Origin of the sequence: Prosthecobacter sp. SYSU 5D2, assembly GCF_039655865.1 — a bacterium.
GTDB lineage: Bacteria > Verrucomicrobiota > Verrucomicrobiia > Verrucomicrobiales > Verrucomicrobiaceae > Prosthecobacter.
Genome location: NZ_JBBYXL010000005.1, coordinates 224,260 through 239,858 on the forward strand (window position 1 = coordinate 224,260; position 15,599 = coordinate 239,858).

The 15,599-nt window shown below is 59.2% G+C and carries 13 protein-coding genes; 5 read left to right on the forward strand and 8 right to left on the reverse strand.

Annotated features, from left to right (window positions below; all coding sequences use genetic code 11):
* Positions 1-49: 49 nt before the first annotated feature.
* The 3 genes from WJU23_RS10225 to WJU23_RS10235 form a co-directional block, all read right to left on the reverse strand.
* Positions 50-991 (reverse strand): hypothetical protein, encoded by a 942-nt coding sequence (locus WJU23_RS10225; RefSeq protein WP_346332460.1) that lies wholly within the window; start codon positions 989-991, stop codon positions 50-52.
* 87 nt (positions 992-1,078) lie between these two features.
* Positions 1,079-1,549: a dihydrofolate reductase gene (locus WJU23_RS10230; RefSeq protein WP_346332461.1), complete on the reverse strand. Its 471-nt coding sequence runs from the start codon at positions 1,547-1,549 to the stop codon at positions 1,079-1,081.
* Positions 1,549-2,577, reverse strand: coding sequence for an exo-alpha-sialidase (locus WJU23_RS10235; protein ID WP_346332462.1), 1,029 nt, complete (start codon positions 2,575-2,577; stop codon positions 1,549-1,551). Before WJU23_RS10235 ends, WJU23_RS10230 begins: the two co-directional genes overlap by 1 nt.
* A gap of 106 nt (positions 2,578-2,683) precedes the next feature.
* Between WJU23_RS10235 and WJU23_RS10240 the strand changes: the two genes are divergently transcribed.
* A complete protein-coding gene (locus WJU23_RS10240) occupies positions 2,684-4,393 on the forward strand; it encodes an amidohydrolase (protein ID WP_346332463.1) in 1,710 nt (569 codons plus the stop codon).
* Between the two features lie 8 nt (positions 4,394-4,401).
* Here WJU23_RS10240 and WJU23_RS10245 read toward each other — a convergent pair whose 3' ends face one another.
* Positions 4,402-5,826, reverse strand: a complete 1,425-nt coding sequence (locus WJU23_RS10245; RefSeq protein ID WP_346332464.1) for a class II fumarate hydratase — start codon at positions 5,824-5,826, stop codon at positions 4,402-4,404.
* 77 nt (positions 5,827-5,903) lie between these two features.
* On the opposite strand from WJU23_RS10245, the gene WJU23_RS10250 reads away from it, so the two are divergent.
* Together WJU23_RS10250 and WJU23_RS10255 are read left to right on the forward strand one after the other, a co-directional pair.
* Positions 5,904-6,971, forward strand: a complete 1,068-nt coding sequence (locus WJU23_RS10250; RefSeq protein ID WP_346332465.1) for a metallophosphoesterase — start codon at positions 5,904-5,906, stop codon at positions 6,969-6,971.
* A gap of 38 nt (positions 6,972-7,009) precedes the next feature.
* Positions 7,010-8,239 (forward strand): sensor histidine kinase, encoded by a 1,230-nt coding sequence (locus WJU23_RS10255; RefSeq protein ID WP_346332466.1) that lies wholly within the window; start codon positions 7,010-7,012, stop codon positions 8,237-8,239.
* An 18-nt stretch (positions 8,240-8,257) separates the two neighbouring features.
* Here the strand turns inward: WJU23_RS10255 and WJU23_RS10260 are convergent, their stop codons facing one another.
* The gene (locus WJU23_RS10260) at positions 8,258-8,533 is read right to left on the reverse strand and encodes an acylphosphatase (protein WP_346332467.1); all 276 of its coding nucleotides are present in this window, start codon (positions 8,531-8,533) and stop codon (positions 8,258-8,260) included.
* A 182-nt stretch (positions 8,534-8,715) separates the two neighbouring features.
* Here WJU23_RS10260 and WJU23_RS10265 point away from each other — a divergent pair, with 182 nt between their 5' ends.
* On the forward strand, positions 8,716-10,404 hold the full coding sequence (locus WJU23_RS10265) for a CocE/NonD family hydrolase (protein WP_346332468.1): 1,689 nt from the start codon (positions 8,716-8,718) through the stop codon (positions 10,402-10,404).
* Positions 10,405-10,427: 23 nt separating this feature from the next.
* Here the strand turns inward: WJU23_RS10265 and WJU23_RS10270 are convergent, their stop codons facing one another.
* Positions 10,428-11,903 (reverse strand): hypothetical protein, encoded by a 1,476-nt coding sequence (locus tag WJU23_RS10270; protein ID WP_346332469.1) that lies wholly within the window; start codon positions 11,901-11,903, stop codon positions 10,428-10,430.
* Positions 11,904-12,077: 174 nt separating this feature from the next.
* On the opposite strand from WJU23_RS10270, the gene WJU23_RS10275 reads away from it, so the two are divergent.
* On the forward strand, positions 12,078-14,132 hold the full coding sequence (locus tag WJU23_RS10275; RefSeq protein ID WP_346332470.1) for a hypothetical protein: 2,055 nt from the start codon (positions 12,078-12,080) through the stop codon (positions 14,130-14,132).
* On the opposite strand, the gene WJU23_RS10280 is transcribed toward WJU23_RS10275, so the two are convergent.
* Both WJU23_RS10280 and WJU23_RS10285 read right to left on the reverse strand, forming a co-directional pair.
* The gene (locus WJU23_RS10280) at positions 14,133-15,017 is read right to left on the reverse strand and encodes a polyprenyl synthetase family protein (protein ID WP_346332471.1); all 885 of its coding nucleotides are present in this window, start codon (positions 15,015-15,017) and stop codon (positions 14,133-14,135) included.
* A 39-nt stretch (positions 15,018-15,056) separates the two neighbouring features.
* Entirely contained in the window at positions 15,057-15,536 is a 480-nt protein-coding gene (locus WJU23_RS10285; RefSeq protein WP_346332472.1) for a helix-turn-helix domain-containing protein, read from the reverse strand.
* Between the last annotated feature and the right edge of the window lie 63 nt (positions 15,537-15,599).

The following is a 15,599-nucleotide window of genomic DNA, read 5'->3' on the forward strand; positions in this document are numbered from 1 at the left end:
GCGTTCTTACCGCCCTGCCAGCGCGGCGAACGACAGTGGTTTCTCCACGCTACGGCTTGCCAAATGGATCTGGCACTTCCAACTCAGCTGCGCGGGTATCAAGGTCGCGCCGGGCTTGCACGGAGCCGTCCTCTCGCAGGTAAACAAAGAAATTCCCTTGGCTGGCGAACTTCTCCAGCAGTTCCAGCACTTTCCATTCCCCGGTTCTCAACGTGATGTTTCCTTTTCCTTCTGTATCGATGTCACCTTGAAAGGTCATTCCGAAGAAGGGCCGATTCTGCGTCTTTGCCGCACTGTACAGTTGCACAAACGCCTCCTCCACCGATGCGTTTTCGATCGATGGACACTCGAGAATGGCGTTTCGCATCCATTCATACCGCCGAAGACTCGATTCCGAATCACAGACCAGGACCCGCCGCCCCTTCTCCGTCAAGATGCCACTACGGATCGTCAGCGACTCTATGAAGATCTGCTCCACTTTGGCGTTCCTTTGATATTGGTACTTCCGGTTCACTATGATTTGTAGCACTTTGATCGAATGATCTGTTAGCGGTTTGAACAGCCTCCATAGCACCCCATCGAAGGCCCATCCGTCCCCAACCTGGCCGCTGAGCGCCGGTTGCGTCGGTTCGCCCAGCAATTTCACAAGGTTCGCATACGTCTCCACCTCGGCGATCTCCTTCTCAGGTGGTAGTGTGGGCCGAAGAGCAAACAAATTCATGAAGCCCTCGCCAGACTCCGTCGCGAGATGCGGTGTATAAACGGCCAGAGGCCCACCCTGAACTGGAGGATACAACACATTCAATTCCAACGGCTGCGGCTCACCTTTGCCGTCCACTGGCACCGGGAAAAATGGATGCAGATCGCCAACGAATGGCCGTTCCAACGCTCTTGGGACCTTTACATGAAACTCTTTTAGCAGGTCTTTCAATGCCTCATCCGCAGTTGCAAAGGCCACTGTGACGAGCAAGGTCGCAAAAGCAGTTTTCATAGGGTCTTCAGCACTCTGCGATGCTTATCCAGCCAGAGCCGGTCCGCAAGTCTAAGCTCCCCTACCGCCGGTGACTGGACCTTGGGGTTACTGGTGCTCGTAGTACCGGAATTCCAGAGCAGGCGTCTCTTCCAGCACTTCCTTCAGTTCAAACAGGTGCTCAAAGGGTGGCAGGAAGGTATCGCCTTCGTGGGGTTCTTTGACCAGGGTCAGGTAGAGGCCGTGGCAGCGGGGGAGGAGCTCGGCATAGACCTGGGCTCCGCCGATGACGAAGAGGGTCTCGGCATCGGGGCAGGCGGTGGCGATTTCGGAGACGTCGCGGATGATGGTGAGGCCTTCGCGCGGGGCCATGGTGCGGCTGAGGACGATGTTCTGGCGACCGGGAAGTGGGCGGCCGATGGATTCATAGGTGCTGCGGCCCATGAGGATGGGATGGCCCAGGGTGGTGCGTTTGAAAAACTTCAGGTCCTCCGGGTAATGCCAGGGCAGGGTGCCGGCGCGGCCGATGACGCGGTTACTGGCCATGGCTACGATGGCGATGAGGCGGGGAGCAGGCATCAGGGGGCTTTCACTCCGGGCAGTTTCACCTTGGCCACGTAGATGCTCGTCTTGCCTTCGTGGCTGGAGTAGTAGCTGACATACAAATGACCTTCGTGCCAGCATAGCCCAGGGTAGCTGCAGTCGCCGCCGCTGGGCAGCTCCAGCAGGGGGGCGAGGCTGGTGGGGGTCATGGTATAGAGCACCATGTGGGGGCCGGGAGTCGAGCCAAAGCCGCGTGAACCGGCGATGATGGTGCCATCTGGCAGCTCGATGAAATTGGGTCCGCCCAGCGGCACGGGCAACTGCGTCCAGGTCCATTCACGATACGGGGCCTTCGCGACGCCGAGGGCGCCTTTACGATCTCCGCCTTCCCGGCGCACAAGGGCCACTGCGCTGCCGTCTTTGAGGAAGCGCATCGTGGTTTCATTCGGCTGGCCTGGCACCTGCATGATGGAGGAAAGCTGCCAGACGCTGCCATCGGCACTGGTGTAGGATTTCAAGGACCACTCGTCCTCAAACTTGGGTCCGCCGGTGGTCGGGTAGCAGTTGTAGGAGACGCCGTAAAACTTGCTGTCGGCAGGATTCACGACGGTGCGCCAGAGCCAGTCCCCCTCGGCCAGGAGCTTTTGCGGCGGGGTCCAGATCTTGCCGTCAATGGAGGTGGAGTAGCGCGGGCGGCGGCCTTTCAGCGTGGTGCCTTCATACACGGAGCCGCCGCAGAGCAGGTACAGGCGTTTGCCATCGGGGGTGATTTCCAGCTTGGGGTCGCGGAGGTCGGTGCCCTTTTCCGCCACGGTGGCATAGTCCACCCAGTTGTCCCCGGTGGAGGAGATGAGGATGCGGATGACACCATCTCCGCCAACATGGCCGTCACCTTCGCGGAAGCAGCAGAAAAACAGGTTCTTGAACCGGATGAGGTCCGTGAAGGCCTGATGCGGGGCCTTGTCCCAGATCTTCTGCACGGAGACGATCTCCGCCTGCGGGGCCTGGGCCGCCGCGCTGAGGGCGACGATGAATGAAAGCAAGAGGGCGAGAACAAACTTCATGATTGGTTTCAACGTGCCGTCTTTGGGCCGTCCTTCAAGATGCGATGAGGAAGAAAAGCATTCATGAAGCGGTGAATTTGTCCGGCTGGCCGCGTACACTCCGGTCATGAAACACGCGATTTGGGCATTGGCAGGGTGCATGGGTCTGGCAGCGAACAGTCTGCTGGCCGCACCGCAGGAGATTCTGGTCAACGGGCGCATTGTGACCCTGGAAGGTGACCGGGTGGTGCAGGCTATGGCGGTGACGGATGGCCGCATCACCGCCACGGGCACGGATGAGGAGGTGCGCAAGCTGGCGGGCGCGGAGACCCAGGTGGTGGACCTCGGGGGCAAGATGGTGCTGCCGGGTTTCATCGAGACCCACTGCCACAGCATGGGTGCCTCCAAGGCGGCGCTGGAAGGCGATTACCAGGAGCTGTCCAGCATCGCGGAAGTGCAGACATGGATACGTGAACAGGCGGCGCAGCATCCCGCTGGAACCTGGATCGAGGTGCCGCGCAATGAGATCACCCGGTTCAAAGAGCGCCGTTTTCCCACGCCGGAGGAGCTGGATGCGGCCACCACGGAACATCCGGTCATTTTCGTATCGGTGACGAAAACGGTGCTCAATTCGGCAGGATGGAAGGCGCTGGGCGTGACCGGACCGGACAGCCAGGTCAGCGGTGGCGAGGTGGTCTTTGAAAACGGCCGGCCGGTGCTCATGCGCGGCGGTCAGGCGGCACTTCGCGCTTTGCAGCCGATGAAGACGGCTCCGTCACCGGAGGCTGTAAGGGCTAAATTGAAGGAGCTGCATCAGGTTTATAATTCGGTGGGCATCACCACGATTTTCGAACGCGCCACGGACCGCGCTGGGCATGACTTGTTTTGCGAGCTTGCGGCTAAAGGCGAGCTGACCACGCGCATGCGTGGCACGTTCCGTTTTTCAGCGCAGAAGGCGGCTGATGTGGAGAGCTATCTGAAAAAGCTGGGGCTGAAACCGGGCGAAGGCGATGACATGGTGCGGGCCACCTGCCTGAAGATCACCGTGGATGGGGGCATCCACTGGGGCACCACCTGGCTGAGCGAGCCGCATGGTGAAAAACGTACGGCGTTTTATCGCAACACGGACCCTGCTTATGGAGGCCAGCGCAACTACACGCCGGAGCAGATGCGGGAGATCTTTGGCACGGTGAACCGGCTCGGCTGGCCGATGAGTGCGCACGTCACCGGCGATGGCGGGGCCATGGAGGTGCTGCGGGCGGTGGAGGCTGTGGCCAATGAGCAGCCGGACATGCTGCAGCGCCGCTTTAATCTCATTCATTGTTATTTTCCGGATAAGGCGATGGTGGCCCTGGCCAAGAAGCTCAACGCTGGCGTGGATACCCAGGGGTATCTTTATTACCGCGATTCCGATTTCATCGCCAAGATCTACGGGCAGTCCTGGGTGGACCGTTTTCTGGGTCTCGCTGCCTGGGCCGAAGGCGGGGTTCCGGTGGCCACGAACAGCGATCACATGATCGGGTTTGATCCTGACCAGGCGATGAACAGCTTCAATCCTTTCCTGATGTTGTACATTGCGGTCAGCCGGAAGAATGATCTGGGCGAGATCCATGGTGCTCATCAAAAACTCAGCCGCCTGGATGCGCTGCGTGCGGTGACGCAATGGGGGGCTTGGCTAAGCTTTGATGAAGACAAGCTGGGCAGCCTGGAGCCTGGCAAGCTGGCGGATTATGTGGTCATTGACCGCGACTACCTGACCTGCCCGGAGGAGGAGATCCGCGAGATCCAGGCCGTTCGCACTGTCCTCGGCGGGCGCACGGTTTGGGAGCGGCGCTGACCTGGAAATTAACCGCCAGCACCGCCCACCATGGCTGCATCTGGGCCGCACATGCGGGCCGGGTCAAGAGCCTCATTCAGCTCCGCTTCAGTGATGCCGAGTTCATCAAGGCGCTGCAGACAGAGCTGCCGGACGGGAATGCCGGTCTTCGCGCTTTCCTTGGCAATGACACTGGCCTTGTCATAACCAATTTTAGAATTCAAGCCGGTGATCAAAGCCAGACTTTGCTCGATAAGTTCATTGCAGCGGTCCTTTCGCGCCTCGATGCCCTGGATGCAGCGCTCATCGAAGAGACGGGTGGCATTGGTCATCAGCCCGATGCTTTCCAGCAGCGCGGTGGTCAGTGCGGGCATCATGACATTGAGCTCAAAATTGCCATTGGCCGCGCACCAGGTGACGGTGGCGTCATTGCCAAAGACGCGGGCGCAGACCTGCATCAGGCTTTCGCACATGACGGGGTTCACCTTGCCTGGCATGATGCTGCTACCGGGCTGTGTGGCGGGCAGGCTGATCTCACCAATGGCGCACTGGGGCCCGGAGCCGAGCCAGCGGATGTCGTTGGCAATTTTGAAAAGACTGGTCGCGATGACCTTCAACTGGCCGCTTACTTCCACCAGGGCATCCTTGGCCGCCTGGGCTTCGAAGTGGTCCTCCGCCTCGCGGAAAGGCAGGCCGGTTTTTTCCGCCAACAGGGCGATGGCGCGCGCGGGAAATTCCGGGTGGCAGTTCAGCCCGGTGCCCACAGCGGTGCCGCCCAGGGGAAGCTCGGCCAGGGTTTTTATCGCCTTATGCACGCGGTCCACGCCATGCTCCATCTGGCGGGCATAACCTTTGAACTCCTGGCCCAGCCGCACGGGTGTGGCATCCATGAGATGCGTGCGGCCGATTTTGAGAACGTCCCAAAATTCCTCGCCTTTCCGGGCCAGGCCTAACTGGAGGTTCTGCAAAACAGGCAGCAGGCTGTTTTGCAGCTCCTGCGCCACGGCCAGGTGGATGGCAGTGGGGAAGGTGTCGTTGGAGGACTGGCCCATGTTGACATGGTCATTCGGATGCACCGGATCCCTGGCACCGATGGGCCGACCCGCGAGCTGGCAAGCACGGTTGGCGATGACCTCGTTAACATTCATGTTGGTGCTGGTGCCGGAGCCCGTCTGATAGACGTCCAGGATGAAGTGAGCGTCCAGCTTGCCCTCGGCCACTTCCAGCGCGGCCTGTTGGATGAGGGTGATGCGTTCTTGGGAGAGAAGCCCGAGGTCATGATGCACCTGCGCTGAGGCCCATTTGATCAGACCATAAGCATGGATGATGGGGTAGGGCACCGGTCTGCCGCTGACGGGAAAGTTTAACACGGCACGCTGGGTGGAGGCTCCATACAGGGCGTCCGCAGGCACGGGCATCTCACCCAGGCTGTCTTTTTCGATGCGGGTGTTCATAGTGAGTATGGTTGCAGATGAAATGAGATGCGGAAACCAAAAGATCATCGGCTCAGGTCCGTTTAGTGATTCTGCCAATGACCCGATTATCTCCCACCGCTATCCTTCATCTATTTTATGTGACGCTGCTGCTACTGGCGGGGGTGCCGATGGCCCAGGCCGCCGGGTTGGATGCGGCTCCAGAGGGCAGTTTCACCATCGTCGTCATTCCAGATACGCAGCAGTATTTGGGAAAAGGGGCCAAGCACTCACCCGAGAGCACTGCCCCCATGACCAACCCCGTTTTCCAAAATCACGTCCGCTGGATCAAGGAGAATCTGAAAAGCCAAAAGGTGGTCTTTGTCTCCCATGTCGGAGACATTGTGGACAAGAACAACGAGGATCAATGGACGGTGGCCCGGCAGTGCATGGACCAGCTTCATGGCGAGGTGCCTTACAGCATTGTGGTGGGTAATCATGACATGAAGGGCAGCGGAGATTCCTCCCTTTTTCAAAAGCACTTTGGTGCGGAGCGCTTCCGCGATTTCCCCTGGTATGGTGGCGCGTTTGAACCCAAAAGACCCACGCCTGAAATCTCCGGCAACAATGCCAACAGCTACCAGCTTTTCAGTGCTGGCGGGCTGGACTTCATCCACCTGAGCCTGGAGTGCAACGCGCCGGATGACGTGCTGGCTTGGGCCGACAGCCTGCTGACGAAGCATGCCGCCCGCCGCGCCCTCATCACCACCCACATGGACCTGGGCATCCGGGAAAAACCGAAGACAACTGAAGGCTACATCAAAGACCCGAAGGGCCGAATGAACTGGACGAAAAACCATGGCAGCCGCGGCAATACGGCGGAGCAGATGTGGGACAAGCTATACCGCAAGCACGCCAATCTGGGCTTCATCTTCTGTGGCGACCAGAGCCGCTGCACGGCCATGAAGCTTTCCACACAAGGCGATCATGGGAACACGGTACACGCTCTTCTTTCCGATTACACTTCCTCAGGGCCGCTGCGGCTTTATCGCTTTCTGCCAGGGGAAAACCGCGTCCAGGTTCTCACCTATGACACGACGCTGAACGAGCTGGTGGAGAAGAGCCGATATGTGGAGGAGCGTTCCGAGCACCAGTTCAGTCTGCCATATCCGATGAAAGTGAAATGATGCATTAAGCCCGAACAGACGATCTTGCTGGCACCCCCATGCCAAAGTGCGATGATAACAGCGTGACCCCCGCTGACCGCGCCCTCCTACTCAAACTTTCGCAAACCCTGCAGCAGGCCAAACGTGAGATCATGGATGACTGGCTGCGTGCAGTGCATGCAGATCGCAGCATCCAGGCATCCGAATACATCTCCAAATCAGGCCTGGAAGACCATCTGCCGCAGCTTCTGGAATCCGTGGCCGAACTTCTCCGCTGGGAAAGCCGGGAGAATTCAGAAATCATCGCTGAAAATGCCCGCAAGCACGGCAGCTACCGATGGGAGCAAGGTTACAGGCTGGAAGAGGTTGTCAGGGAGCTGACCATCTTCCGCACGGTCATGATCCGCCACATCTTCCGCATCGAGAAGGAGCACGGCCCCCTCTCGCCAGAGATCCGGCTGGTGATGACGGAGCGTCTTCACAAGATGCTGGATGAGCTGAGCTGGAGTTCCACCCAGCAGTTTGTGGATGAGCAGCAGCGGAATCTGATTCATGCCAGTGATTCGCGTGCCCGCCTCCTTCATAACATGTCGCATGAGCTGCGCAATCTGCTCAACGGCCTGAGCCTGGCGGCGGAACTGATTGAAGATGAGACGGCGGAACCAGTCCGTGAAATGCAGACGACTCTCTCGCGCAGCGTGAGCCACATGAAGGAGCTGCTGGATGATCTTCTGGATCTCTCTGCTCTGGTCAATGGACAGCAAATCGTCAGGCCGGTGACGTTTCAACCGGCCAGCCTGCTGAAGCATGTCCTGGCCGTTTACCGCCTCATGGCGGAGGAGAAAGGCCTCGCACTGCATGCGCACTGCGATGCGAGCCTTGAGACCGTGTTTGGGGATGAGCGGAAGATTGAGCAGGTGGTGATCAACCTGCTTTCCAATGCCATCAAATATACCTCCAAGGGAGAGATCCGGCTATCATTCAAGCCTGTGGAACATGACCGGTGGAGCCTTTCGGTGGCGGACACGGGGTCAGGCATTTCGAAGGAGGATCAAAAGCAGATCTTTTCAGAGTTCTACCGTGCCGAAAGCACCTCCCAGGCGCGTGGCGTCGGGCTGGGACTGGCCATATCCTGCCGCTTGGTGGAGCTGCTGAAGGGGGAGCTCAGGCTGGAATCCGCCCTTGGGGAAGGCAGCCGGTTTGAGGTCGTGCTGCCACGGACCTTTGAGGCGGCACTGGTTGCCAGCAGGCCCGCCTCCCTTGAGAATGGGCAGGCTGAGCCGCGCTGAAACACGCTGCCCTCTGTCCTACCGTTCGATCACGAAGCTTCTCTGTCCCACCAGCGCAGGAATGACGGAGACCTCGCGTTCCTTGATCAGGGAACCCAGACTGCTTTCATCAATGGCGGCGAGAAAGGCCTCCAGCTCGTCAGCATCATAGGACATGGCCTGGAGCTGCACCCGGCCGTCGGGCAGGTTTTTCACCGATCCGGTGACATCGTAGCCGGAGGCGATCTGCTTGGTGGAATAACGGAAACCGACACCTTGGACACGGCCGGTGTAGAGCACTTGCTTGGCAATCATGATGGCTGTCCTGGATACCGAATCCGACGTTGAGTGCAAGACCTTGGCTGTCTTTTCACCGTCCGCCAGCTTTTGTCCGCAATCTGATGAATGGGCGGGCGTTTTCATCTTTGATGAACACGAAGCCTCATGTCCACCTAACCAGAATTGCGTTTTTATGGTACGCGCTCTTCGCTGGCGGCTTGGTATCCGCCAGAGACCTGGCTGTTGAGGTCACCCGCAATGTCGCCGTACCGATGCGGGACGGGGTGGTCCTGCGAGCGGATGTCTTCCGGCCAGCCACGGGAGGACCCTATCCGGTGCTGGTGATGCGTACGCCTTATGGCAAGCAGGGGAAAAAGTTCGATGCGTATGTGAAGGCGGGATACATCGTCGTCTGCCAAGATGCGCGCGGACGATATGAGTCGGAGGGGGAATATGAATCTTTTTACCGCTTCGATACTCATGATGCCGAGGACGGTTATGACACGGTGGAGTGGGCCGCCCGGCTGCCAGGTTCCAACGGCAAGACCGGTACCTTTGGGGCTTCATACAATGCTTTCCTGCAATGGCGGCTTGCCCCGCTCCGGCCACCTTCCCTGGTCGCCATGGCGGCGAGCTCCATTCCGCCCCGCCTCACCCAGCTTGAGGGACCTGGAACCATTCGGCCAGGCCGGCGTCTGTCCTGGTTTTATGCCGGCATGTCACCGGACATGCGCAAGCGCTCCGGAGCCCCCGGTCCCGTCACCAAGGCCGAGGCGCAGAAACTGTGGAAAAGTGGCGAGGAAAAACGGCTCATGCAATTTCTGCCCTGGCTGGACCTGCCGGACAGCGTGTTTGAGGGGGAAGCCGCCGCCGTCAAACACTGGCTGCGAAACCCGCATCTGGACCCCTGTGCCCTCCTCGACGGCTGTCCCCAAGTCGCCGTGCCCAATCTGGACATCATCGGTTGGTTTGACCATTGCAATGACTCCATCGAGCTGGACCAGGCCCTCATGCAGCATGGAAGCACTGCTGCAGCACGCCAGACACGCCTCATCATCGGCCCCTGGAGTCATAGCGGGCGTGGCAAGCGCAAGCAGGGTACGGTGGACTTCGGCCCCGCTGCAGTCTTGAACCTGGCAGCGGAGGAGATCCGCTGGTTTGACCGCTGGCTCAAAGGCAAAACGGCAGATGCCTCCCCCGCGCCGCCCGTGCGCATCTTCATCATGGGGGCCAATCAATGGCGGGATGAAAACGAATGGCCGCTGAGCCGTGCGGTGCCGCACACTTTTTACCTGGGCGGCAAAGGCAGTGCCAACACCCCTGCCGGGGGTGGCCAGCTCAGTCAGGAGCCTTCGGCCGTTGGCACAAACAGTTATACTTACGATCCTCGCGACCCTGTCCCCACCCTCTGGACGCCTGCCATGTTCACCGTCCCGGCGGAGCAGGCTCCTCTCGCGGAGCGACAGGACATTCTCGTTTATCAAAGCCAGCCCCTCACAGCCCCGCTGGAGGTCACCGGTTATCCGCAGGTCATTCTCCATGCGGCTTCCACCGCTCCAGATACGGACTTCTTCGCGCGGTTAATTGATGTGGCCCCGGATGGCAGCACCCGGGACATCACCATGGGCATGGTTCGTGCCCGTTATCGGAATGGCCTGGCGGACCCCAGACTGCTCACGCCAGGTGAAGTCACCGAATACAAGATCACTCTCCGACCCACGGCCAACCAGTTTCAAAAGGGCCACCGCATCCGTCTGGACATCACCAGTTCAGACTTCCCCAATTACGACCGCAACCACAACACGGCTGCTGATCCCAACAGCAATGCACGGCTGGAAAACGCCGAACAAACAGTTCATCACGGAGGCATCCGCTCCTCCCGCATCATCCTGCCTGTGATCCCTTAGGAAAAATGACGGGGGGCTTCGCCTCATTCGGCGGCCTTGGAGTCTCCATCCAGGGTGGTGCGCAAGTTTTTCACGAAGTCCGCCGTGGCCGCATCCAGCAGCAGCACGCCCTGGCCGTTACGGTTGCGCAGCAGGCGGATGTGACGTCCCTGGGCATCAAGGACCAGTTCCTCAGGCGTGTCTGTCGCGGCCTTCACATCGTACCGTTGCAGGAGGCAGTTGCGCATGGCTTTGAAAAAGGCGGTGGCGTGTTCCGGTGTCAGCCACTGGGTCTGCCAGGCGGCGTGGTCACGCGGATGATCCGGCGCTGCATAGGCTAACAAACGATCCGACTGCCAGCCACGCGCGGCCTGGCCGGCGTCTTCATCGCTGTTGTAGGTGCGCAGTGCATTGAAGATGGCAAAGCGGCCCAGGGAATCATCCCAGTAGGGTTCGTTACCCGCGACGGTCAGACTGGGGAATTGCGGCCGGCTGGGCGGAAGGGCGCTGTTGTCCAGATACCTCTCCACCTCAATGATCTCCGCACAGTCACGTGGTGGGCGTGAATAGGCGGCATCTAGCTGCGCAAAGTCCCCGGCACTGTGGAGAGTCTGGGCAAATTCAAAGCCGGGGCGGAAGGGAAACATGGCCAGCTCTTTCAGGAAAACGGGTATCTGAATCTCGTTCAATGGATGGTCCGGGTCCTCGGCGGGCAGGTCACTTTTGGGTGAGGCTTGCGGGTTTTGGAGACTGTATAAAAAGCGCGTCAGCCCGGCATCCCCGGCCAGCAGGGATTCACGGGCCAGCCGCTCATCCGTGGTCAGCGGTTCTTTGCGCTCCTCCGGGAAAAGCGTGCCGCCAAATTCCCGCAACAACTGGCCAAAGGCGATGGCCAGCGGCCGGTCAGGTGCAGGTTTTCCAGGAACGGGGTTTTCCTCGGTGATGAGCAGCGTACCGCTATCCTGGTCATACCAGCCGCCAAGCTGCCGGGCCCAGAGGGCGGCGCGCAGCGGCAGCGGGTCCACCGGTTTGTCTATCCAGCCGAGGGCTGTCAGCGCCAGGGCAAAACGGGGCCCTTCATCCTCCGGCTGCTGCTTGCGCAGCCAGGCGAGGATGGCGGTCTCCACCTCCGTCTGAGTGGCTCCCACCGTCGGGGTGGGCAGCGCCTGGAGCTTGCGGAATTTCATCAGCTCAATGCCCATTCCAACGTAGTCCGGCTCCACATCGTCACCCTCAGGTCCAGCCACGGGATCCATCAGCGGGATGCCTTTCATGCCGAGGGTGCCAAGCTTTTGCAGCAGCATGGAATTTTCCTCCTGCAGCGCATTCACCTGGCCCTGAAGATATTCCACCTGGCCTTCCAGCAAGGTGATCTGGGCCGGCAGATCATCGGCTTCCGCAGCGAGCTCCGTTTCAACGGTAAGGGCAGATTTTCCCGGAGGTTTGGATACAAAGACGCCTGCACCCAGCCCTGCAAAGACAAGGATGAGCAGCAGCACAGCGGGGGGCAATTTTGGCATGGGGGGAATGATAGACGCAGGATGTCCGGGAAAAAACCGGATAAACAGAAATCTTGAATTTTGAACAGGGTATAACCAATTGTACAGAGGCTCCGCAATGAACCTGCACATTCGTTTCAGCCGTGCCTCAAAGCTCTAATCCGTGATCTGAAAGTTATGAAAACGTCATCCTCAATGTGTTCCGGTCTTATTGAATATCTTGAGCCCCGGCTGGCTCCGGCGGGCATCATCACCCTTACTGTGGCGGGCGGCGTCCTGACCATCACCGGTGATGGCGCTGACAATGGCATCCGCATCACTGATGATCCGCTGAATGGCGAATGGGACATCACAGACCCCCTGGCCGGAACCAGCTACGTCCTTAATGGTGTGGTGCAGGCCGCTCCTTTCAGCATCCCTGCCCAGCTGGGCATCAAGGCCAATCTAGGAGATGGCAATGATGACATCCGGCTCATCGGCAGCGGCGCGGAAAATGCCTTTATACTTTCCAAGGGCATCAAAATTGTCACCGGGGCCGGCAACGACAACATCGACATCGGTACCGGCGGCACGCAGAATTTCATCATTGGCGGCGCTTTTCAGGTGAACATGGGGGACGGTGATGACGAATTTGATTTCAATGCCTCCTCCACCATCCTTTCTGCCGTGAAGATCCTGGCGGGCACGGGTGATGACAATGTGGACTTTGAAGGTGGCGGCACTCTCGTCCTGACCAAAGGTCTGAACGTGGATCTTGGGACAGGCAATGATGATTTGGACATTATCGCCACGTCCTTTTCAGTGACTGGCGGCGCCCTCACGATCAAGGCCGCAGGCGGAGCAGGCACCACCCCCTCCCTGACCATTGGCAGCAGCCAGTTTTCAGCGGCGGGTGCCGTAAACATCACGGTGCTGGCAGGGAATTCATCCATCGAGATTGGCAACACCTCCACGGACGTCCTGAACTTTGGGTCCGGATTGAAAGTGATCGGCGGCACCGGCAATGACACGGTGGATTTTAACGGCCAGATGCTCAACAGCGCGGCGGTCCTGGTGGACTTGAAAGCAGGCAACAACTCCCTGATCATGGAAAACAACGGCAGCATGAGCGGCACGACGCTCACGTTCAAAGGCCTGACAGGAAATGACGAGCTGCGGATGGATCCCAACTATGCGCTGCAACTGGCCGGCCAGTTCAACCTCAACCTGGGTGCGGGTGACAACACTTTCGGGGCATTGGCCGGCAGCACACTGGCGGCAGGCAGCCTGGTGTATAAAGGCGGGGCCGGCGTGGACGGAATCGCATTCGACGGGGCCAGCCTGCGCACCAATGGTGTGTCCAGCTTCCTCCTCGGGGATGGTGCCAATATCCTGGACCTGGCCCCGACGGCCTCCCTGTTTGTGGGGGGCAGTCTAGGAGTCACCAGTCTGAATGGAAACGACATCCTGACAGTGAACACCCCATCGTTTAATGTGCTGGGCAGCTTGAATTTAAAACTGGGAAGTGGTAACAATGCCACCACCTTTACCGGAGCGACTGCGAGGATCGGAGGCGCTGTCAATTATACCGGAGGCATCGGTACAGACACATTTGAAAGCACCAATACGGAGTTTTTTGTTCAACGTGCCGTCAATTTTAACGGCGGCGCGGGAGTCAATACGCTGTATCTGAGGCCCACCGATGGAATCATCGGATCCCTCAAATACACGGGGGGAACAGGTGATGACTTCATAGCTTTAGGAGATACTGGCGGGGCATCTGACCTGGTGGCCATCAATGGAGCCATGCTGGCTAATTTGGGTTCTGGATCTTCCTTGCTCTATCTGACTGATACCCTGGTTCAGGGCAACGTGACGACAAAATCAACGAGCAAGTCAGTGGAAACGGATCAGTTTATCGCCAATAACAGTTCGTTCAATGGCCATCTCAATGCCATCCATGGCGCCGGGACCTCTGTTGGTGCCTTTATCGATGTGGTGGTGCGCGGGAATTTTCTCCTGAATGCTGGAGAAGGTAGCAGCAGCATTTTACTCGATCACACTCCTGGCTCACCTGTTTTAAGCCAGTGGTTTGGCACTGTGAAAATCATCACCGGTTCCGGGGATGACTCCGTGGTGCTCGGCAGCAACCCGGTCGTGCCCAATGCCGGCAACATCTTCTACAAAGACATCAGCGTGAACCTGGGAGCGGGCACCAACAGCTTCACCCAGGGCAACAACACCTTCCTGGCGGGCACGAGCTTCCCGTGATCAATAGTCCCGCGCGAGCAGGTAGTCTGCCAGCTCGCGCAGCCTGCCTCCCCGGTTGCCAAATACGGCCAGGGCATCGTGCGCCACCTGGGTGAGGCGGTGAGCCTCATCGCGGGAGGCGTCCAGGCCGATGAGGGCCGGATAGGTGGACTTCTCGGAAGCGAGGTCTTTGCCGGCGCTCTTGCCCAGTTTTTCACTGGTCTGGGTCACGTCCAGGATGTCATCAATGATCTGGAAGGCCAGTCCGGTGGCCATGCCGAAGTCCTGGAGGGCCTGCAGCTCCTCAGGCTGGCAGTCCGCGCACATGCCGCCCAGCTTCAGGCTGGTGGTCAGCAGGGCGGCAGTCTTATTTTCATGAATGAAACGCAGGGATTCCAGAGGGAGCTTTTGCCCTTCACCCTCCAGATCCGCCACCTGGCCACCCACAAGGTGCAGGCTGCCGGCGGTGCGGGCGAGTTCTGTGACCAGGGCACCGGCACCATAGCGGACAGTGACGGGTGTCTTCACCAAGATCTCAAAGGCCAGCGCCTGCAGGGCATCCCCGGCCAGGATGGCGATGCCGTCTCCATAGACCTTGTGGCAGGTGGGCACGCCCCGGCGGAAATCGTCATTGTCCATACTGGGCAGGTCATCATGGATCAGAGAATAAGTGTGCAGGCACTCCACCGCCGCTGCTGCAAAGGAGGCGCTTTCCTTGCTGCCGCCGCTGGCCTCCGCCGCTGCGAGGCAGAGGATGGGCCGCAGTCTTTTGCCGCCGGCAAAGACGCTGTGACGCATGGCCTTGTGGATCGTCGCCGGGGCGGTCTCGGCGGAGGGGATCAGCAGGTCAAGGACTGCGTCCACATAGGCGCAGCGGTCAGTCAGATAGGTTTTCAGGTCGGACATTCAGTCTAAAAAAGCAGTATCGGCAGCGGCAGGGAAGGATCAATGATGGTTGCGGCTGAGATCCTCAGCCAGGTGGGCAAAGTCTCCCGCTTCACACCATTTCACAAAGCGCTCGGTCAGCCGTTTCAGTTCATCCCATTCATGGCGGATTTTTTTGGACTCATCCTGGGTGATGCTGTTGTCAGAAGCTGCATGGCTGATGGCGGCCAGCAGATCGGCAAACTGCTGGACGATCTCCTGGGTGCCCAGCATCACCTCGCGACCGGCCAGCTTGCAGGTGGGCGGGTTCTTCACCAGCACGCCTTCGGCCTTGTGGCAGAGCCACTGGATGAGGTGGTCATCCCCTGTCAGCTCGTAAAGCTGGCGCACGCGGTCCAGGGGATTGGAGGCACCGCTGCCTTCCTCTTCATCGCGCTGTCCCCACTTATAGACCAGGGACAATGACACGCCCATTTTGGCCGCGATTTCTTTCACATGCCCTTTGTCCAAGGCCTGGCGGATGACTTCGTGAGACTCCATACCTTTGTTTTTCACGAACGAAGCCCCCTTGGCAAGCTAGAATCCCCGGTGGACCTCAGATAG